The sequence below is a fragment of the Streptomyces sp. NPDC057445 genome, from assembly GCF_042802855.1.
Lineage (GTDB): Bacteria > Actinomycetota > Actinomycetes > Streptomycetales > Streptomycetaceae > Streptomyces.
In genome coordinates this window covers 83,047-102,031 of the sequence record NZ_JBHVDH010000018.1, presented here as the reverse complement: position 1 = coordinate 102,031, position 18,985 = coordinate 83,047, and the positions used below count along the sequence as shown (strand labels likewise).

Here is an 18,985-nt window from a genome sequence, read left to right as displayed (position 1 = left end):
CGCGTCATCACTCGTCGCCACTTGTCACTCGTCGCCGCTCGTCGCCGCTCGTCGATCTGGTCACGTCCGTCGGACTACCGCTCGAGCTCGGCCAGCCGCTCGGCGGTGGCTTCGCCCTCGGCGCCGCCGTGGTCCGGCAGTTTGCGCCACACCTGGGCGGCCGCCCGGTACGCCTCGCGTGCGGCCCTGGGGCGGCCCGCGTCCTCATAGGTCCTACCCCGCCAGTGGTTGGCCCTAGCATTCAACTCGGCGGCATGCTGGAGCTGTTGTGGATTGTCCAGCTCCGCTTCGGCCTCTCTTGCGGATTCCGCCGCATCACGGAACGCCTCGGCCGCTTCGTCGAGCCTGGCCGGCCGGCCGAGGCTCCGGTACGCGGCCAGATGGGCCTTGCCGAGCTCCAGCCAGCATTCCGCCGCGGTCAGCCGATCCTTCGCCTCCCGTGCCGCGAGGCCGAAAAGATGCTCGGCCTCCCGCAGATCCACCCGGTCCTCCGTGGCCCCGTGCCGCAGCATCAGTGCCCGTCCCAGCATCAGCAGCCGCCCGGCCTGACGGGCGCTGCCGGCCGCCGTCTCCGTGCGGCAGTCGCGGAGCACCCGGACGGCGCCGCCTATGTGGGGCCGCCCGTCGGGGAGTTCGGCGCGGCGGAGCAGGGCGCTTCCCCACTCGGCGAGCAGATCGGCGTGCGCCCGCGAGTCACGGGGCACGCCACGCGAGGCGGCGCCGAACCATTCCGCGGCCCGCTCCAGCTCGAGCGGATCGCCGGAGTGTTCATGACGCGCGACGCACACCCTTCCCGCCCTCGTCTGCAACGACGCGCGCAGACGAGGCTCGCGAGCGGTCTCCAGTGCCTGCTCCACGAGGGTGCCGGCCTCGTCGGTCCCGTCGCCGGAACGCAGCAGGGCGTCCACCAGGTCGAGCAGAATCCGCAGCTGACCGCCGCCGGTCCTGCCGGCCGGTCCGCCGTCCTCGTCCACGAACGCCTTGCGCAGCGAACGCGCCGCCTGCCCCGCGTACACCCGGGACTGCTCGGTGTCGCTGGTCGCACCGGAGAGTCTGAGCAGGGTCCTCCCGTGCGCCAGGGGCAGACTGAGCGGCCGGTTCTCCTGGTCGGGCCAGACGTCGGCGAACGCCTCCAGCATCCCGACGGCGCCCTGCAGCAACGCACTGTCGCCGCCCAGACGCCACTGTGCCTCCAGGGCGCGCACCCGTTCCAGGGTGAGCCGCAGGGCCTCGGCCGGATCGAGACCGGGGGCCGCGCAGGCCGCGGTGTATTCACGGTCGGCGCGGCTCAGCAGTTCCAGGGCGCCGCGCCGGTCGCCGCGTCGCCACCGGTCGTCGGCGGCGGCATGAAGCACCTTGGCGAGTACGGCCCTTTCCCGTACGGCCCCGCGGTGCGCGGAAGCCCGTTCGGCGGCCCGCTCGGCCTCGCGCAGCAGCTCACCGCCGCCCTGGACCTCCCAGAGCCGCAGGAGACAGCGGGCGAACTCCGCCCACAGCTCCTTGCCGGGGCCCGGACCGGTCCGCTGCTCGCGCTCGACGGCGCCGCGCAGCACCTGCACCGCGTCCATCAGGTACTGCACCATGCCGTCCGACTCGAACTGCCGCAGCAGGCTCCGGGCGCTCTCCACCGAGGCGTCCGACGTCCGGTCGGAGGTTCCTGCCGGACCGCCGGGCAGCGTGCCGTGCCCCGCGAACTGTTCCGGAAGCGGCAGGAAACGCTCCAGCACCTTCGCTGCGACCTCGGCGAAGGGATGCGGTACCCGGCGGGTCCCCGTGCCGTTCCCGCCGTTCTCACCGCTCTCGCCGCTGTCTTCCGGGTCGTCGGCCGGTGCGCCCTCAGGCATGTACGGGAAGCGGTGCCGGCCGTCGTCCAGCTGGGCGAGGGCGAGGGCAGGGAAGTTCGGCCCACCCCTGCCGAACCGCTGCTCGACGTACTCCGAGCAGTGCTTGAGCACGAGCAGCGCCTCGTCCCTCCCCAGCGGCCCGAGCAGAGCTTCCTGGACCCCTGGCGCGAACTCGTACCACTGCCCCTCGTCCCTGCCGTCGCCGCCCCCGCCGCGTGTCAGCAGCCCGCTCAGCAGGACCTCGGCGAGCTCGGAAGGGCCCGAGGCGGGCAGCATCGTGCGCTGAACCAGCTGCATCACCGGCAGACAGAGCGGAGCCGCGGCCAGATACACGGCCAGCTGACCGGCAGCCGGAGAGGCCGCCGACCGGAAGTTGCTGACGAGTTGGAGCGGGGAGGGCCGACGGCCCCGGCCGGCTGCCTGCAGCGCGGGATGGTCCGAACGCACCCAGCCGACCGCACCGGAGACGCGCCCCGCGCCGGTCCCCGACAGCAGCCTGGCCCAGGCGCCGAGCGCTCCCGCCACCGGCGGCAGCACGGGGATCGGCAGCTCGCCGCGTCGCGTCCGCCCGGGAGCGGCACCGGCCTCGTCGGTCGCGACCTTCAGCACGGCCGCTCCCGTGACGCCTTCACCGCGGGACAGCACACCGTAGGTGACCGGCATCCGGGTGCGGTTCCACATGCGCTGCGGCAGCGGCTGCACCACGGCGGCGGGCGCCTGCCGGGCCAGCTGGTGCAGCAGCCGGTGGGCGCGCCCGCTGCGCCACAGTGGTCCCGCACAGTCGCTGAGCACCACCGTGACCCTGCGTCCGGTCGGATCGCTGAGCCGGTCGGAGGAGTGCAGCGGGGCGGCGGCGGGGTCGATACTGCGGCTGACGACGGGCACACCGTCGGGGCCCTGGTGGAGATAGCGCGCCCTGACATCCCTGAAGGCGCCCAACTGCCCGAAGATCTGAAGGAGTTCTCCGAAGAGGCGGTCCCACACCGTCATCGACGACGAGGCGTCCATGACGAACTGCAGAAGCGCCTCGGCCCGAGGGACCGCCCGGAACACGGGGATGATCAGTCCGCCCGCACGGGCGCTCAGCTCGGCGGTCTCCGCCTCGTCCAGGGTGCGGCGCAGTGCGGGCGCGGGGGGCCGGTAGCGCTGCAACGGCCGCAGCGCGCGCTGCAGTTCGAGCGGCGCAGGGAGGGTGGGGGCGGCGGGTACGCCGACGGTGAGCCCCGCGGTCTCGCGCCGTCCGGAGGCCCCGGGTCCGGAGCGGGGCGGTAAGGGGTAGAGGGGCACCCGCCGGTCGTCGCCCACGGCGGTGGGCAGTGGCACCGGGTCTTCCTCACGCGGGGTCACGGGATCCGGCGGCCCGGTCCGCGGAGGTCCGGCCGGGCTCTGCGTACGCTCCTCGGAGGGCCCTTGTCCGTCCCCGGACCCTGGGCCGGTCGCCGGCTGCGGCTCCGGGCGCCTGGTCCACCGGGCGAGCCAGAGGGCGTCGCAGAGCTGTTCGGCGTCCGGATCGAGGCCGAGTTCGCGCAGCCGGGCGACGAAGGCGGGCAGCAGGCCGCTGCCATGGCGCCCTGGCACACCGCCGTCGTGGTTCCTCGGCCCGCCGCCGTCGTGACGGTCCGGCCCGCCGTCGCCGGGCCGGTCGGGCGGCAGGTCATCCGGTCCGTGCCGTGCCACGGCATCGGGCATCAGCGCATCACCTCGGCCGGTCGAGTCGCTGGATGAGCAGTTCGGCGAGGCGGTCCCGGCCGGCGGGCGCGGCGGCGTCGGTGAGGTAGATCGCGTTCAGCAACTGGTCGGTGGCGAGGAGTTCACTGCGCGACCGCTCCAGGAAGTGGGTGATGAGGTCCTCGCCGGAGCGCGCCGCCTCGTCGCCGAGATGTGCGCGTACGAACGTCGCGAGCCGCTGGTGGTCCGGCCGCCCCAGCTCCAGATGGATGCAGCGGCGCATCAGGGGCGCGGGGAAATCCCGCTCCCCGTTGCTGGTGAGGACGACGAACGGGAAGGCCCGGCACTGCACCCGGCCACCCTTCACGGTCACCTTGGCGCCGTCGTGGGTGAGGACCCGGGCCTCGCCGCCGGGCAGCCGGTCGGCGATCCGCTCCAGCTCGGGGATCTCGAACTCCCCCTCCTCCAGCACGTTGAGAAGGTCGTTCGGCAGGTCGATGTCACTCTTGTCGAGCTCGTCGATGAGCAGGACCCGGGGGCGGTCGGACGGCAGCAGCGCGGTGCCCAGCGGGCCCAGCCGGACATAGCTGCCGATGTCGTCGGCGGGCCCCTCGCCCGGGGTCCGGGCACTGTGCGCGGCGATCTGTACGTCCTGCAGCCTGGCGATCGCGTCGTAGCGGTACAGGCCGTCCTGGAGAGTGGTCCGGCTGACGACGGGCCAGCGCAGCACCCGCCCGAGTCCCAGCTCATGGGCGACGGAGTGGGCGAGCGTGCTCTTGCCCGCACCAGGGCTTCCGGTGACCAGCAGCGGGCGTCGCAGATAGAGCGCCGCATTGATCATTTCGAGCTCTTCCGCGCCCGGCCGGTGGAGTTCGGCCTCGTGCCGGTATCCGCCGAGGCGACGGTCGGCGGAGCCGTCCGTCTGCTCGCCGGGCTCCTCGTCCGTGGAGGTGCCGGCGGCGTGCCGGCTCGTGAAGTCCCGCCAGGGCGGCGGCGGCGGCAGTTGCTCGATGCCGTCGTGAGGTTCGCCCGCGCCTCGGTAGATGAGCCACTCACTGGGTTCGCTCATTGCGTGTTCCTCGTCGTCGCTCGCGTCACAGGGCGTCACTCGCGTCACCGGCGTCATTCGTCCGCGGCAGCAGCGGCCGATCGTGCTTCACGGTAGCCATCCGTTGTACGGGCCGTAAGGGGCGGACGGGCCCGCCGCCGGACCGGCCGCTCACGGTGCCTCCAGCAACTGGCCCGCACCGGGCAGCGGATGGTGCGGGTCGTCGTAGAACAGCGCGACCCCGTCCGACCAGAACGTCTCCGCACGGCCGGCGAGCAGACCCCGTCTCAGCTCGTGCACCTTCCGGGGCAGCCGGTCGGCGGTGCCGGCTTCCGTGAGCGTGTCGGCGGCCCTCCGGTGGAACTCCGAGCAGACCGCGTCGGACCCGTCCGTACCGCGCCGCCACAGAGCGACACCGAAGCCGCCCTCGAGCACCCGTACGAGTCCGGCGGCGGACTGCGGTTCCGGCGGTGCGCCGTAGCGGCAGAGCACCGGCACCGTCTCGTGCGCCAGCGCGCGCAGCTCCGCCACCTCCGGAACGGATACCCGCAATCCGTCCTCGCAGTCCACGACAGCGGCCCGCATCACGGCGGTTCGCGTACGGTTCCAGCGCGCGAGGCGCTCCTGCGCCGCATCGTCCGCCGACGGCGGATCGAGGTCGGAGCAGCGGACGACCACAGGACGCACGGCCCCCAGCGGGGGCCCGTCCGGAGGGACGCGCCAGCTGTCGACGTCCAGTCCGAGCAGCGCCCGCACCACCGCCACCTGGAGCACCGCCGGGTGTCCGGGCTCGTCGCACCTGCGGAACGCCTCGATGAGCGGGGTGGCGATCCTGGCCGGAAGCGCGACGAGGGCGGTTCCGTGGCTGTCCTCCGCGACGGGCAGGACCTCCCCGGTGTGGCCGACGACCCCGATCCGCCAGTCGTAGCGGTCCCGCTCCCAGCCACGGGGTTCCAGCTCCAGCAGGATGCAGGGGCGCTCAGCGGGCGGAGCGTGATCGTTCCCCGTCCCCGGGCCCGGCCCCGGGGCCCGATGGTGCTCGTGGTCCGCGCGGTGGGTGTGCCAGTCGAGCGCGAGCTCGTGCCGGAACTCACGGGAGAGCCGGTCGTCGGCGACCCGCTTCACCCATTCCCAGAGGGTCTTCTCCGCAGTCAGGGCGGACGGCGCGGCGTAGGGCCGCTCGGCCGCGATGACCCTCATGCAGTAGCGCAGGATCAGTTCCAGAGCGCCGTCTCCGCTCATCGCCTCGTAGAGGGCGCCGAGTCCGTCCCGCCAGCCTCGCGGGGCGGACCCGTGGTCGAGCTGCCGACTGCCGGGCAGGTCCGACAGCAGCCCGAGGAGGCTGTGGGTGCTGACCGGCGGCGGGAATTCGGCCAGCCGGCCCAGGAGGTCGATGCGCTGCTGGGGGCTGAGCGCACGGCCGCCGGAGCCGTCGCGCAGTTCGCTCTGCACATCGGCCCACGTCCGCTCGGTGCCGACGGGGCTGGTGTGCCGGTCCGCGTGATACCGGTCATGGGCGTGGAAGAGGGCCTGGTAGACGTCGTCCGTCTCGGCCGTGAGCGCTCCGGCGGGGACGGGCAGCGAGCGGAGGCGCTCGACGCCGATGGAGGTGCCGCCCTTGCCGCTGTCGAGGCGTGACTTGAGCACGCCGACGACCTCACCGCGCGCCAGGTCAACGGCGGGCCCGCCGGAGACGCCCGGAACCAGCCAGTCCCCGTCGAGCCGTATCTGCTCGTCGGCGTCGGCCCAGCCACCGAAGGTGCCCATCACCTCGCACCGGCCTGTGAGCCGCTTCGGCCGTCCGTCCGCGACGGTCCACCCGGCGTAGAGGACGGTGCCGCCGGCGAAGAGAGCACCCGGCCGTTCGGTGACGTACACACAGGCGTGCTCGACGGGCCGCAGCAACTGGACGAGCGCGAGGTCGGGAGCGGGCCAGCCGCCGGACCGTAGGGCGGACGGGTCAGGGACGGCGTGGGGGCCGTGGGCGGCGTAGGGGTCGTACGGATCTCCGGGCGCGGAGCGGCTGCTCTCGGGCAGCGTCGCGACGACCGTGCCGCGGACGGTCGTCTCACCACGGCCGGGGGCGGTCTCGAAGACGATGTCCACCTCGCGCCCCTCCCCCTGCATCACGACGTGTGCGCACGTCAGGACCCAGCTGGGTGCGACGAAGAACCCGCTCCCCAGGAATCCTCCGCCGCATCCGCGAGGAGCATGCCCCGGCTCCGTCGCATGGATACGTACGGTCGCGGCCATCACGAGGTTCATGAGCGCACGGCGCGTCCGCTCCGGGACGCCCCCTGCGCCCCCGTCCCGCCCTCCGTTCATGATCCGTCGCCGCCGGACGGCGGCGTGCCGTCCGGATGCCCCGGTGCGCCCGGTGCCGCCCCGCCCGTGAGGGGTGGATCGGTCGGCATCGGCGGCACGGGCCGGGCCGTCGCCTGCGAGGTCGTCGACTGCGCGGGCACCGGAGGCGTGGCCGGGGTGTCGACGGGCGGACCGCCGCCGTTCCAGGTGAGCGTGACCTTGATGGCACCCTTGGCCTCACCGTCCGCGAGCAGCCCGACGACCTTGCCCGCCTTCGCGGTGAGCTCGATCCCGAACTCCACGCTGACCTCGTCCGGCCGCACCGAGCGCAAGGGTTCGGCGAGCGACCGCGCGACGCCGGTCACGATCCCCTGCAGACTCTCGACCCTGGCCTGCACCTGCTCGGCGAACCCGGTGTCGCTGTACGACAGACCCCCGGACCCGGACGGAAGCGGGCGCTCGAGCGCCTCGGCGCCGGAGATCCGGGCCCAGACCGGCGTGCCGTCCGGCAGCACGATGCGCGTGATACGAGCCTCACTGTCCCCCATGGCATCCCCCGTTCCCCCAACTCCCCGCAGATTAACGCCGGGACGAGGGCGATGTGGGGATCATCGGGAAGGACCTCCGAAGTGGCCACGTCCGGTCCGGACAGGGTCCGCGCCGAGGGACATTAGGCTGTTTGCCATGTACTTCACCGACCGTGGCATCGAGGAACTGGAGAAGCGGCGCGGCGAGGAGGAGATCACCTTCGAGTGGCTCGCCGAACAGCTGCGCACGTTCGTCGATCTCAATCCGGACTTCGAGGTCCCCGTCGAGCGTCTCGCCACCTGGCTGGCACGGCTCGACGACGAGGACGACGAGGAGTAGCCACCGCGGAGGGCACGGTCACCGCGCGCCGGCGCGTGTGCGGAGGCGGGCCTCTGCCAGGCCGAGGATGCCGTGGGCGAGCAGGATCGCGCCTGCGGTGGCCCAGCCCCGGCTTCGACGGGTGAGACCCCAGAGCGTGAGGGGGAGGCCCGCGGCCAGCTGGACGGCGGAGAACGGGCGGGCGGCCGGTCCGCGAAGACAGGAGCCGGGAGGCCCGGCCGGGACCGCATCGGGGCCGGACGGGACCGCATGGGACCGGTCGGCGTGCGGTCCGGCACGGTCCTCGTCGGGACCGGACCGGACCGCGTCCCGTCGGCCGCGCCACTCCACCGTCTCGGCGTCCGGCAGTGCGCGCACAGCCGCGCGGAGCCGGTCGGCGGGTTCACCGGGGGCGAGGCCTGCGGGCAGGTCGAGGCCTGTGAGGCCCATGACCGCGACGAGGCCGGCAAGGCGTGCTCGGCCGTCCGCAGCCGGGTCGGGGCGGGTGAGGGACTCCAGGGCCTGCCCGTCGCGGACGGGATCGAGACCGAGGCGGCCCGCGAACGTACGCATCGCCTCGTCCTCGCCGACCGGGGTGCCGTCCGCGAGCCAGATGTATCCGACGGGGCGACGGAAGCCGGCGGCGAGGACGCAGCCGAACCGATCGGCGTCCCACCACAGGGCACGACAGGTGCGTCCACGCCGACGGTGAGGGCCGTGGCCCAGCCGGTGACGACCCGGTCGACGGGATCCGGACCGGCCCGCCACGGCCTGCCCTCCGGGAAGAGCACGCTCCAGTCGCCGCCCGCCGCGGCGAGAAGGAGCTGCTCCCGCAGGAGCTGGGCCGCGGGACGCACGGCGGCCGGCTCGGCCCGGCAGAGGAGCAGAGCACCCATGGATGTCGCGACCATGCCCATACGCTAAGGCACTTTGCCCCTGTTTGATGCGTATGGCATCGACGCCCTTGACTTCCCCTGCTCGCGATATATCGTATTCATCGGAAGACGCGATATGTTGCGTCCGGACCGCCGGGAGGTCAGCACCATGCCAGAGTCGACGTGGACAGTCGCCGAGCCCCAGAAGCTCGCGTTCGACGAACCCGTGACGTCCCTCGATGTGCGCATCGTCAACGGAACGGTGAACGTCGTCGGCACCGACGAGGACTCCGCCCGCCTGGAGGTCTCCGAGATCGAGGGGCCGCCCCTGATCGTGACGCGGACCGGCTCCGCGCTCACGGTCGCGTACGAGGACGTGCCCTGGAAGGGCTTCCTCAAGCTGCTCGACCGCAAGGGCTGGCACCGCAACGTGGTCGTGTCCCTCGCCGTGCCGTCCGGGGCGGCCGTGGAGGTCGGCGTCGTCGGCGCCGCGGCCGTCGTCTCCGGGATCCGGGGACGCACGGACATACACGGAGTCAGTGGCGACACCACGCTCGTCCGGCTTGCCGGCAAAGTACGGGCGGAGACCGTCTCCGGCAGTCTCGAGGCCCAGGCCGTCACCGGCGATCTGCGGTTCAACTCCGTCTCCGGCGATCTGACCGTGATCGACGGAGCCGGTTCGTCCGTACGTGCGGACTCGGTCAGCGGCGACATGGTGGTCGACCTCGACGGGACGCCCACGGACATCCGGCTCAACAGCGTCTCCGGCGAGGTCGCGATCCGGCTGCCGCACCCGGCGGACGCCCGCGTCGAGGCCAACACCGCGAGCGGGGCCGTCTCCAACGCCTTCGAGGACCTGCGGGTCAGCGGGCAGTGGGGCGCGAAGAAGATCACCGGCACGCTGGGCGCGGGCAACGGCACGCTGCGGGCAACGACCGTCTCCGGCTCCATCGCACTGCTGCGGCGTCCACCCACGGACGAACCGGGCGACGAAGGGCCCGGCGCCGCACCGGGCGACGGCGCACCCGGCGACGCGCCCACCGGGAAGGTGCTCTGACATGCCACCCGTCTTCGCCCATGGCCGACTTCGCCTCTACCTGCTGAAGCTCCTCGACGAGGCACCGCGCCACGGCTACGAGGTGATCCGCCTGCTGGAGGAGCGCTTCCAGGGGCTTTACGCGCCGTCCGCCGGCACCGTGTACCCGAGGCTCGCCAAGCTGGAGGCCGAGGGGCTCGTCACGCACGCCACCGAAGGCGGCCGCAAGGTGTACTCGATCACCGATGCCGGGCGCGCGGAGCTGGCGGGGCGGAGCGGGGAACTGGCCGACCTGGAGCTGGAGATCCGCGAGTCCGTCTCGGAACTTGCCGCGGAGATCCGCGACGACGTCCGGGGTGCGGCGGGGAAGCTCCGCAGCGAGATGCGGGCGGCGGCGACGGAGAACCGGCGCGGCGGCCCGCCTGCCGACGACGGCGAGACATGGCGCTCGGCCAAGGAGGAGATGCGGCGGGCCAAGCAGGAGTGGAAGGAACAGGCCCGCCGGGCCAAGGACGAGTCGCGGCGCGCCCGTGAGGACGCACAGGCCGCGCGCCGCCAGGCCAAGGAGGCGCAGGAGCGGGCCCGCGAGGAGGTCCAGCGCATCGCACGCCAGGTCCAGGACCAGGTGCAGGGCCACTTCGCGCGGGGCGACTGGCCTACGGGGGTGCGGGAAGGTCTCTCCGAACTCACCACCCAGCTGGGGAACATGGCGCGGGGGGCGGCGTCGCAGCCGCGGGCGGAGACGTCGGCGGGGACGTCGGCGGAAACGGCCGGGTCCGACTGGGCGAAGGACACGGCGGAGACCGGGGACGCGGCGCGCGACCTGGAGCGTCTCCTGGACCGCTTCCGCGACGACATCCGCGACGCGGCCCGCGACCACGGCGTGACACCACCTCAGCTCGCAGAGACCCGCCGCCACCTCGCGAGGGCGGCAACCGAAATCGTGGCGCTGCTGCGGGGCACGCCTACGGCGTGAGGGTGCCGGGGGTCGTTGTCGGTGTTGGCCGGTGCCGTGGTGTTGGCCGGGGTGTCCGTCCTCAATCTCCCCCAGACTTCGTCCGGGGGGACCCCCAACGGGCTCAGGTGTACGGGGTCGGCCCGGACCGGGTCGTTGACGTCGGGGCCAGGGGTGGGGGCCGCTCGCCGATCTCCGTGTGTCTGTTGCCCACCCACCGGGCGGCAGTCGGCAACGCGCCAGGGGCGGGGCCGTGCAGGGTCGGCCCCGCAGGGGACGGCGGGACTACTGGCTGCCTGCGAGGTGGGCGGTACGCCGCCGTCCCCGAGGAGTCGAGCCCGGAGGGGCCCCGCCCCACCACCCACAGCCTGTTGGGGGTCCCCCCGGACGAAGTCTGGGGGAGTTTGAGGACGGACACCCCGGCCGCCGTCACGGCACTGGCCAACCCCGTACACCAAGCCTGTCCGGCGTTTGAGGACGGACACACCGGCCAACCGTCACGGCACCGCCCACCACGACAACCTGAGCCCGTCCGGCGCTTGAGGACGGACACCCCGGCCCCCGTCACGGCACCGGCCAACCCCGAACCGCACCCGCACCCGCACCCGCACCGCGGCCGACCCGGACAACCACACGCGCGCCCGGCCGGGCGTACACCCGGTCGCCCAGCAGCGTGCCGCCGGACACCGTCACCCGCCAGCCCCGTGGGTGCGGCGGCAGCGACAGCTCCGTAACACCCCCGCGCGCGTCGTACGTGAGCCGGTACACCCCCGCCACCGGATCCCACGCCTCCGCCCGCACCACCCCCGCGACCGCCGGAGCGTAGGGCGCCGCGGTCCGGTCCTTGTTCTTGTGGAGGCGGCCGTCGCCGTCCATCGCGCAGTAGCCGCCCCCGTAGCACCACACATAGCCCGCCCACCCCGAGCTGTAGCGGCTCAGCGAGGCGAGTGCGTCCCGGTAGAAGCGGCCCATGTTCGGCAGTGAGCTGTTGAGCGGGCCCCACTCCCCCACGACCACCGGGACCCGGTACCGCTTCGGGTACGCGGTGACGGCGGCCTCGTACGACTCGATCCAGCCGGCCGCGGGGTCGTAGTCCGCACCGGCCTCCATCGCCGCGTTGTAGAAGTGCGGGGCGTAGACGACCTTGGGGTCCTTGATCTTTCCGAGGCCGGTCGGGACGCCCTCACCGACGATCGGGGTCGGCTCCACGAAGATCCAGTTGTCCTGGTCGACCGAACGCACGGCGTCCGCGAGCCGGTTGTACATCGCCGTGAGCTGGTCGCGCTCGATGCGGCGGGCGGCGGACGGCAGATCCTCGCCCTCCCTCATCTCTCCCATCGGCTCGTTGATGAGGTCGTAGCCCAGGACCGCCGGATGCGCCTCGAAGCGGTCGGCGAGCGTCCGCCACATCCGCGCCTGCGCGCGCCGCAGATCGGGATCCTCGTACAAGTGGGTGAAGGCCCGTTGCACGGCCGGCTCGAAGTACTCGGCGAACCAGTCGTCCGGATGGGGCGTGAACGGCAGTCCGTCCGTCCGGGTCGCCCACTCCGGGATACCGCGATGGCCGAAAGCGGGCCCGAAGACGTCCTGGTGGGCGTCGATCAGGACCTGGACGTCGTACTTCGCCGCCCAGTCCAGTACTCGTTCGATCTTGTGCAGATACGCCTCGCTGTACCGGCCGCGCACCGGTTCCAGGTCGTCCCAGAAGACCAGCAGCCGGGCGAAGTCGAAGCCCTGGGCGCGCAGGTCCCGGAAGTGCCCCTCCGTGATGGCCGAGAGGGCCTGCTCGCCGCGGTGGGTCTTGTCCTCGACGTTCCAGCCGCGCAGGGTGAGGACCCGTCCTCGGTCGTCGGTCAGCCGGGGCACGTCCGACGGGCCGGTGTCCGCAAGGGCGGGCGACCCCCCGGCCAGGACGACGGAGCAGGCGGCAACGGCAAGCAGGCGGTGCATGGCGACCTCCGGCACGGCACGACGGCAGTGCCGGAGATCCCATCAAGGAATCTGACGAACCATCAAGAGTTGGTCAGGACAATCTTTCCGAACAGCTCACCGGACGCCATCTTCTCGAAGCCCTCCCGCGCGCGGTCCAGCGGCAGCACCTCGTCGATCACCGGGCGCACGCCGGTGGCCGCGCAGAAGGACAGCAGGTCCTCCAGCTCGTCCTTGGACCCCATGGTGGAGCCGACGACCTTCAGCTCGAGGAAGAAGATCCGGGTGAGCTCGGCGTGCGAGGGCCGGTCGCCGCTGGTCGCGCCCGAGATCACCAGCGTGCCGCCGGGTCGGAGCGACTTGATCGAGTGCGACCAGGTGGCGGCGCCGACGGTCTCGATGACCGCGTCCACGCGCTGCGGCAGTCGTGCGCCGGGCTCGAACGCGTCGACGGCTCCCAGCTCGACGGCCCGCTTCCGCTTGGCCTCGTCACGGCTGGTGGCGAAGACGCGCAGTCCGGCCGCCTTTCCGAGCGCGATCGCGGCGGTCGCGACACCACCGCCCGCGCCCTGGACCAGGACGGAGTCGCCGGGGCGCACGCCCGCGTTGGTGAAGAGCATGCGGTAGGCCGTCAGCCAGGCGGTCGGGAGGCACGCGGCCTCTTCGAAGGAAAGCTCCTTCGGCTTGGGCAGCACGTTCCACGCGGGCACGGCGACCTGTTCGGCGAAGGTGCCCTGGTAACGCTCGGTCAGGATGGAGCGGGGCTCGTCCGGGCCGACGCCGTGGCCGGTCTGGCCGATGACCGAGTGGATCACCACCTCGTTCCCGTCCGCGTCGATGCCCGCGGCGTCGCAGCCGAGGATCATCGGAAGCTTGTCCTCGGAGAGGCCCACGCCCCGCAGCGACCACAGGTCGTGGTGGTTGAGGGACGCGGCCTTGACATTCACGGTCGTCCAGCCCGGAGGCGCCTCGGGAGCAGGGCGTTCACCCAGCTCGAGTCCGGTCAGCGGCTGGTCACGGTCGATGCGGGCGGCGTAGGCAGCGAACATGACCTTGACGATAGGACGGGCCGGTGCGCGGCGGAACCGCGCACCGGTGTGACACACGCCCTCTTTACAGTGACCGGATCGGGGATCAGTCCCGGCGGTACTGCGCCGGCGAGTTCTTCGTCGCCGGGTCCTCGTACGAGCCGGCCCTCCCGCGGTCCACGTGGAACGTGGTCAGCGTGGTGACGGGCGAGGCCGGATCGCGGCGGTCGGCGATCACCCGCATGTGCGCGCTGAAGCGCCGCGGCGTGACCTCGTAGACGTCGTAGCCGTAGCGGTTGCCCTCGAAATACTTCAGATGCGGATTGGCCGCGCCCATGACCGGGCCGTTGGTCCTGTTCCAGTCCGGGGAGTAGGCGCCCGAGGTGACGGAGTGCGCGGTGAACTCCGTACCGACGACCGGCGACGAGGTGTCGTCGTAGTCGGGCCGGATGTCGTCGACGAAGGCAGAGTGCCAGTCGCCGGTGACGACGACGAGGTCCTCCATCCCGCTGTTGCGGACGTGGTTCAGGACTTCTTTGCGTTCGGCGAGGAAGCCGTCCCACTGGTCGGTGAACATGTACGGCCCCCCGGGGCGGCCGCGCAGTTGGCTGAGCATGATCGAGTTGGCCCAGACGTGCCAGGAGCCGGGGGCGCGGTCGATGTTCTGCTTGAGCCAGGACTTCTGGCCGGCGCCCAGGATCGTTCCGTCGGCGAGGTTCTGCGCCGAGCGGTACGAGCGCAGATCGAGCACGGTGAGCTCCAGCAGGTTGCCCCAGCGGCGGACCCGGTGGATCTCGGGATCGGGCAGGGCGGAGGAACCGGCGTCACGGTGGGGCATGTTCTCGTACCAGGCCTGGTACGCGGCGGCGCGGCGTTGCATGAAGGGGGCGCCGCCGCCCGTGCCGGAGTAGTCGTTGGCGACCTCGTGGTCGTCCCAGGTGAGGAACCAGGGGTGGGCGCCGTGGGCCTCGCGCAGCGAGGCGTCCCCCTTGTACAGGGCGTGGCGGCGGCGGTAGTCGGCGACGGTGAAGACCGAAGGGCCTTCGTGGTCGCGGACATGGTCGGCCGGGACGCCGCCGACCTGGCCGTGCTCGTAGATGTAGTCGCCGAGGTGGACGACGAAGTCGACGTTCTCGCGGGCGATGCCGCGGTGGGCGGCGTAGAAGCCGTCGTGGAAGGCCTGGCAGTTGGCGGCGGCGAAGCGGACCGAGGTCACGTCGCCGAGAGGTGCGGTCTTCGTGCGGCCTGTGCGGCTGGTCCTGCCGAGGGCCTTGAACGCGTACCAGTAGTGGGTGCCCGCACGCAGACCGGAGACGGGGACGTGCACGCTGTGGCCGAGCGTGGCGGAGGCGGGAGCGGTGCCGCGGGCGACGACGCGGCGCAGCCGGGGGTCCGTGGCGACGACCCAGTCGACCTCGACGATCTCGGGCAGCTGTTGCTCTGCGGCGAGGGGCTCGGGTGCGAGACGGGTCCACAGCAGGACGCCCCCGGGCCCCGGGTCGCCGGAGGCGACGCCCAGGGTGAACGGCGCGGGGTCGTAGTCCGCGCCGAGCGCCTCTGCCGCCTCTAGGGCCTGCGCGGGCGAGAGGCCCGCGCTCAGCGGCCAGGCGACGCCCAGGGCTCCGGCGGCGCCCGCGGCCTTGAGCAGATCACGACGGTTGAGCCTGGTCATATGCGTCCCCCGGTGGCGGTCAAGGTGAGCGATATCGCGTCGGCGTAGCCGTCGTTGGACGTCCCGCCGCCGCTGCGGGTGAAGACGAGCAGCACGCGCGCGGTGCGGGCCCCTGGCGGCACCGTGGCGGACGCGGTGCGTTCCACCAGCGCGGTGCGTGAGAGTCGTTCGGCGGCCGTCACGGGGCCGAGGACGGACAGGGCGACGGGGGTGCCCCTGGCGTCCCGGAACTCCACGGAGAGCCGGGCGCCGTCCTCCTGCGTGGCGTATCCGCCGAGCCACCCGGCGAGGGTGTATCTCACCCGTCCCGTGTCGACGGCCGCGCGTCCGGTGGCGCCCTGTGCGGGCAGGGCGATGTCCTGGACGAGGGCGGTGCGGGGGCTGTTCCCGCCGGAGAAGAACCGGCTGCCCCGGGTGGCAGGCCCGGGATCGGCGGGCGTCGGGTATCCGCCCCCGAAGCTGTACGCGACGAGTGCGGGCGCCCCTTCCCGCACCTCCCACCCGGTCACGCTGCTGACCGGATCGGCGGACCCTCCGGGCCCGCTCTCGGCATCACCGTTCACTACAAGATTCACTCACGCCTCCCGAGTTGAGATCGGCGTGCGAATCCCAGCAGGTGGTGATGAACCGGGGAAGACGGCCTGCGGAACAACCGCCCAGACTTGTTCAGACAACTCCCGGGTAACGTACGGGCGTTACGTCCACGCTCGGCACAGGGTGCGGTCATCCCTCCGGAAGCGGTCAGAACCGGTGGCCCCGCGAGGGGACGCAAAGAGTGTGCCGGGAGCTGGAACGTCAGATGGGGCGCGCACCGGTCCGCGGCGTCTCGCGGCCGGGGGACGTGCCGTCGGTCATGCCTTCCCGGCCCTGTGCGCAGACGGCGGCCCCGGGACTGCGGCCACCTCTCGGCGCCCGCCACGGGAAACGGGCCGCGTCGCCCACCCCGAAGGGTGTGCGACGCGGCCCGTCCACAGCGTGGGACCCCGCCCGAGGCGGATCAGCGGCGGGCGACGCCCTCCGCGCGGGCGGCGGCCGCGACGGCTGCCGTGACCGCCGGGGCGACCCGCTCGTCGAACGGTGACGGAATCACATAGTCCGCGGCGAGCTCGTCGCCCACCACGTCCGCCAGCGCGTTCGCCGCCGCGATCTTCATGCCCTCGGTGATCCGGGACGCCCGCACCTGGAGCGCGCCCGCGAAGATGCCCGGGAAGGCGAGCACGTTGTTGATCTGGTTCGGGTAGTCGCTGCGGCCCGTCGCCACGACCGCGGCGTACTTGTGCGCGATGTCGGGGTGGACCTCGGGGTTCGGGTTGGCCATGGCGAAGACGAAGGCTCCCGGCGCCATCGAGGCGACCGCGGGCTCCGGCACCGTACCGCCGGACACGCCGATGAAGACGTCCGCGCCCGCCAGCGCGGTCTCCAGCGACCCGGACAGACCCGCACGGTTGGTGATCTCGGCGAGCTCCCGCTTGACCGGGGTGAGGTCGTCCCGGTCGCGGCTCACGATGCCCTTGCGGTCGGCGACGGCGACATCGCCGAGACCGGCTTCGAGCAGGAACTTGGCGATGGCGACACCGGCCGCACCCGCTCCGGAGATGACCGCGCGCAGGTCACCGAGACCGCGCCCGGTCAGCTTCGCCGCGTTCCGCAGGGCTGCCAGGGTGACGACCGCCGTACCGTGCTGGTCGTCGTGGAAGACGGGGATGTCGAGCCGCTCCTGCAGCTTGCGCTCGATCTCGAAGCACCGCGGTGCCGAGATGTCCTCCAGATTCACGCCGCCGAACGAGGGAGCGAGCCGCACGACGGTGTCCACGATCTCGTCCGTGTCGGTGGTCGCGAGCGCGATCGGCACCGCGTCCACGCCGCCGAACTGCTTGAACAGGATCGCCTTGCCCTCCATCACCGGAAGCGAGGCCTCCGGACCGATGTCACCGAGGCCGAGGACGGCCGTACCGTCCGTGACCACGGCGACCACCTGCGATTTCCAGGTGTAGTCGTGGACGAGCTCGGGCTGCTCCGCGATGGCGGTGCACACCCTGGCGACGCCGGGCGTGTACGCGAGGGACAAGTCGTCCTTGTCCCGGATGGGCACGGTGGCCTGGACGGCCATCTTGCCGCCGCGGTGAAGGGCGAAGGCCGGATCGAAGGGTTCGCCGGATTCTCCGGCGGCGCTCTCCGCGTCCGAACCGCTCTCGCTGTGGGGATTGACGATCTCGGCTGCCATGTTTGGTTGACCCCTTAAGTCTTCATCAGTTGAGGGTGGCCACTCCTGGTTGAGGAGGGGTGGGCGGGCACCGCGTCCGTCCCCTGCGCTGGGCGGTTGGCCCGCCCGCCAGGGGGAGGTACGTACGCGCGGGCGCGCCGCACAACGCGCCCTGAGCCCCGGATGAGGGGTGTAAGGATCCTTCTTACCTGACGGACGGCACCGCCGACGAGTCCATTACCCGCTCAGTGACCGGTCGGTGACGCGGGCCATACGGGACGCCGCGACAAGTCGGGAACCGTTGGCGGAACCGGCATGAATCGCACTCGCACGCGAAAGATCGGCCTGAAGATTTTCCGGCCTGCAGAAGGAAAAACCGCAGATGATGCGGTGTGTCGAGGCCGGATGTACCGGCCTGTGGCAGTTCGGGGGGTCACCCGTTATCCGATTTTGACATGCGGAGAGAGCTGAATGGGCGGATCCGAATGGCAAGATGCCGGAAACACACGGGATGGCGACACTCGAAGATGAGTACGCACCCGTCTGGCAACTCCCTTCACATGCCGGAGGACCACGATCATGACCGCAAGCACCACCCGTCGTACGACCGCCGCCAGGTCCCGGATCGCCGCGGTCGGCGCGATCGCGGTCGCCGGCTCGCTGATGCTCACTGCGTGTGGTGACCAGACGAACTCGGGATCGGGCACCGCCAAGGAGAGCACCGCGGGCAGCAGCGCCCCGCTCTTCGACAAGCTCCCGAAGAAGTACCAGGACGCCGGCGTCGTCAAGGTCGGCACGGACGCCGCGTACGCCCCGATGGAGTACGAGGAGGGCGGCAAGATCGTCGGAATCGACCCCGACATCGCCGCCGCGCTGGGCAAGGAGCTCGGCGTGAAGTTCGAGTTCACCAGCGGCACCTTCGACGGTCTGATCTCCTCGCTCAACACCGGCCGCCAGGATGTCGTCATGTCCGCCATGAGCGACACCAAGGCCCGCCAGGAGGGCCTGGACGACAAGGGCAAGAAGACCGGTAAGGGCGTCGACTTCGTCGACTACTTCACCTCCGGTGTCTCGCTGCTGGTCAAGAAGGGCAACCCGCAGAAGATCACCTCGCTCGACGACCTGTGCGGCAAGAAGGTCGCCGTCCAGCGCGGCACGATCTACGAGGACACCTTCAAGGCCCAGGCCACGAAGTGCGAGAAGGACGACAAGGGCAAGCTCACGATCGAGGCGTTCGACACCGACGCCGAGGCCCAGACCCGGGTGAAGTCCGGCGGCGCCGTGGCCGACCTCAACGACTACCCGGTCGCCGCGCACATCGCGAAGACCGCGGGCGGCGGCAACGACTTCGAGGTCGCGGGCGGCCAGACCGACGCCGGTCCGTTCGGTATCGCTGTCAACAAGGACAACACTCAGCTGCGTGACGCGCTGAAGGAAGCCCTGGACGCGATCATCAAGAACGGCGAGTACGCCAAGGTCCTGGAAAAGTGGGACGTCAAGAACAGCGCTGTCACCGAGGCGACCGTCAACGCCGGCAAGTAAGTCCTGGCGTACCTCGCCTCAAGCGTTCCACTGAA

The 18,985-nt window shown here is 72.0% G+C and carries 13 protein-coding genes and 1 pseudogene; 4 read left to right on the top strand and 10 right to left on the bottom strand.

Annotation, left to right across the window (positions count from 1 at the left end):
- Nucleotides 1–74 precede the first annotated feature (74 nt).
- The 4 genes from ACFU5O_RS28765 to ACFU5O_RS28750 form a co-directional block, all read right to left on the bottom strand.
- Nucleotides 75–3,533 (bottom strand): SAV_2336 N-terminal domain-related protein, encoded by a 3,459-nt coding sequence (locus ACFU5O_RS28765; RefSeq protein ID WP_384244941.1) that lies wholly within the window; start codon nt 3,531–3,533, stop codon nt 75–77.
- A gap of 7 nt (nt 3,534–3,540) precedes the next feature.
- Entirely contained in the window at nt 3,541–4,581 is a 1,041-nt protein-coding gene (locus tag ACFU5O_RS28760; protein WP_384244940.1) for an AAA family ATPase, read from the bottom strand.
- Nucleotides 4,582–4,731: 150 nt separating this feature from the next.
- Nucleotides 4,732–6,825, bottom strand: a complete 2,094-nt coding sequence (locus ACFU5O_RS28755; RefSeq protein ID WP_384244939.1) for a trypsin-like peptidase domain-containing protein — start codon at nt 6,823–6,825, stop codon at nt 4,732–4,734.
- Between the two features lie 56 nt (nt 6,826–6,881).
- Nucleotides 6,882–7,412, bottom strand: a complete 531-nt coding sequence (locus ACFU5O_RS28750; RefSeq protein ID WP_384244937.1) for a CU044_2847 family protein — start codon at nt 7,410–7,412, stop codon at nt 6,882–6,884.
- Nucleotides 7,413–7,548: 136 nt separating this feature from the next.
- On the opposite strand from ACFU5O_RS28750, the gene ACFU5O_RS28745 reads away from it, so the two are divergent.
- Nucleotides 7,549–7,731: a DUF6104 family protein gene (locus ACFU5O_RS28745; protein ID WP_018892073.1), complete on the top strand. Its 183-nt coding sequence runs from the start codon at nt 7,549–7,551 to the stop codon at nt 7,729–7,731.
- A gap of 18 nt (nt 7,732–7,749) precedes the next feature.
- Here ACFU5O_RS28745 and ACFU5O_RS28740 read toward each other — a convergent pair.
- Nucleotides 7,750–8,621: pseudogene (locus ACFU5O_RS28740) on the bottom strand (hypothetical protein).
- A 133-nt stretch (nt 8,622–8,754) separates the two neighbouring features.
- Here ACFU5O_RS28740 and ACFU5O_RS28735 point away from each other — a divergent pair.
- The gene (locus ACFU5O_RS28735) at nt 8,755–9,642 is read left to right on the top strand and encodes a DUF4097 domain-containing protein (protein ID WP_384244936.1); all 888 of its coding nucleotides are present in this window, start codon (nt 8,755–8,757) and stop codon (nt 9,640–9,642) included.
- A 1-nt stretch (nt 9,643) separates the two neighbouring features.
- Nucleotides 9,644–10,597, top strand: a complete 954-nt coding sequence (locus ACFU5O_RS28730) for a helix-turn-helix transcriptional regulator (RefSeq protein WP_384244935.1) — start codon at nt 9,644–9,646, stop codon at nt 10,595–10,597.
- Nucleotides 10,598–11,140: 543 nt separating this feature from the next.
- On the opposite strand, the gene ACFU5O_RS28725 is transcribed toward ACFU5O_RS28730, so the two are convergent.
- From ACFU5O_RS28725 to ACFU5O_RS28705, 5 genes are all read right to left on the bottom strand, one after another.
- Nucleotides 11,141–12,526 (bottom strand): cellulase family glycosylhydrolase, encoded by a 1,386-nt coding sequence (locus tag ACFU5O_RS28725; protein ID WP_384244933.1) that lies wholly within the window; start codon nt 12,524–12,526, stop codon nt 11,141–11,143.
- 62 nt (nt 12,527–12,588) lie between these two features.
- On the bottom strand, nt 12,589–13,554 hold the full coding sequence (locus ACFU5O_RS28720) for a zinc-binding dehydrogenase (RefSeq protein WP_384244932.1): 966 nt from the start codon (nt 13,552–13,554) through the stop codon (nt 12,589–12,591).
- 85 nt (nt 13,555–13,639) lie between these two features.
- Nucleotides 13,640–15,205 carry an alkaline phosphatase D family protein gene (locus ACFU5O_RS28715; RefSeq protein WP_384244931.1) on the bottom strand — a complete coding sequence of 522 codons (1,566 nt, stop codon included), beginning with the start codon at nt 15,203–15,205 and terminating at the stop codon, nt 13,640–13,642.
- Nucleotides 15,202–15,780 (bottom strand): phosphoesterase, encoded by a 579-nt coding sequence (locus tag ACFU5O_RS28710; RefSeq protein WP_384244929.1) that lies wholly within the window; start codon nt 15,778–15,780, stop codon nt 15,202–15,204. The genes ACFU5O_RS28715 and ACFU5O_RS28710 overlap by 4 nt, the downstream gene beginning before the upstream one ends.
- Before the next feature lie 422 nt (nt 15,781–16,202).
- Nucleotides 16,203–17,429 (bottom strand): NADP-dependent malic enzyme, encoded by a 1,227-nt coding sequence (locus ACFU5O_RS28705; RefSeq protein ID WP_384244928.1) that lies wholly within the window; start codon nt 17,427–17,429, stop codon nt 16,203–16,205.
- Between the two features lie 558 nt (nt 17,430–17,987).
- Between ACFU5O_RS28705 and ACFU5O_RS28700 the strand changes: the two genes are divergently transcribed.
- Nucleotides 17,988–18,950 carry an ABC transporter substrate-binding protein gene (locus ACFU5O_RS28700; RefSeq protein ID WP_384244926.1) on the top strand — a complete coding sequence of 321 codons (963 nt, stop codon included), beginning with the start codon at nt 17,988–17,990 and terminating at the stop codon, nt 18,948–18,950.
- The last annotated feature ends 35 nt before the right edge of the window (nt 18,951–18,985 follow it).

What these genes read in the sequence shown, in the direction of transcription:
- ACFU5O_RS28765 (WP_384244941.1), bottom strand. Translation starts at nt 3,533, where the DNA reads ATGCCCGATGCCGTGGCACGGCACGGACCGGATGACCTGCCGCCCGAC.
- ACFU5O_RS28760 (WP_384244940.1), bottom strand. Translation starts at nt 4,581, where the DNA reads ATGAGCGAACCCAGTGAGTGGCTCATCTACCGAGGCGCGGGCGAACCT.
- ACFU5O_RS28755 (WP_384244939.1), bottom strand. Translation starts at nt 6,825, where the DNA reads ATGAACCTCGTGATGGCCGCGACCGTACGTATCCATGCGACGGAGCCG.
- ACFU5O_RS28750 (WP_384244937.1), bottom strand. Translation starts at nt 7,412, where the DNA reads ATGGGGGACAGTGAGGCTCGTATCACGCGCATCGTGCTGCCGGACGGC.
- ACFU5O_RS28745 (WP_018892073.1), top strand. Translation starts at nt 7,549, where the DNA reads ATGTACTTCACCGACCGTGGCATCGAGGAACTGGAGAAGCGGCGCGGC.
- ACFU5O_RS28735 (WP_384244936.1), top strand. Translation starts at nt 8,755, where the DNA reads ATGCCAGAGTCGACGTGGACAGTCGCCGAGCCCCAGAAGCTCGCGTTC.
- ACFU5O_RS28730 (WP_384244935.1), top strand. Translation starts at nt 9,644, where the DNA reads ATGCCACCCGTCTTCGCCCATGGCCGACTTCGCCTCTACCTGCTGAAG.
- ACFU5O_RS28725 (WP_384244933.1), bottom strand. Translation starts at nt 12,526, where the DNA reads ATGCACCGCCTGCTTGCCGTTGCCGCCTGCTCCGTCGTCCTGGCCGGG.
- ACFU5O_RS28720 (WP_384244932.1), bottom strand. Translation starts at nt 13,554, where the DNA reads ATGTTCGCTGCCTACGCCGCCCGCATCGACCGTGACCAGCCGCTGACC.
- ACFU5O_RS28715 (WP_384244931.1), bottom strand. Translation starts at nt 15,205, where the DNA reads ATGACCAGGCTCAACCGTCGTGATCTGCTCAAGGCCGCGGGCGCCGCC.
- ACFU5O_RS28705 (WP_384244928.1), bottom strand. Translation starts at nt 17,429, where the DNA reads ATGGCAGCCGAGATCGTCAATCCCCACAGCGAGAGCGGTTCGGACGCG.
- ACFU5O_RS28700 (WP_384244926.1), top strand. Translation starts at nt 17,988, where the DNA reads ATGACCGCAAGCACCACCCGTCGTACGACCGCCGCCAGGTCCCGGATC.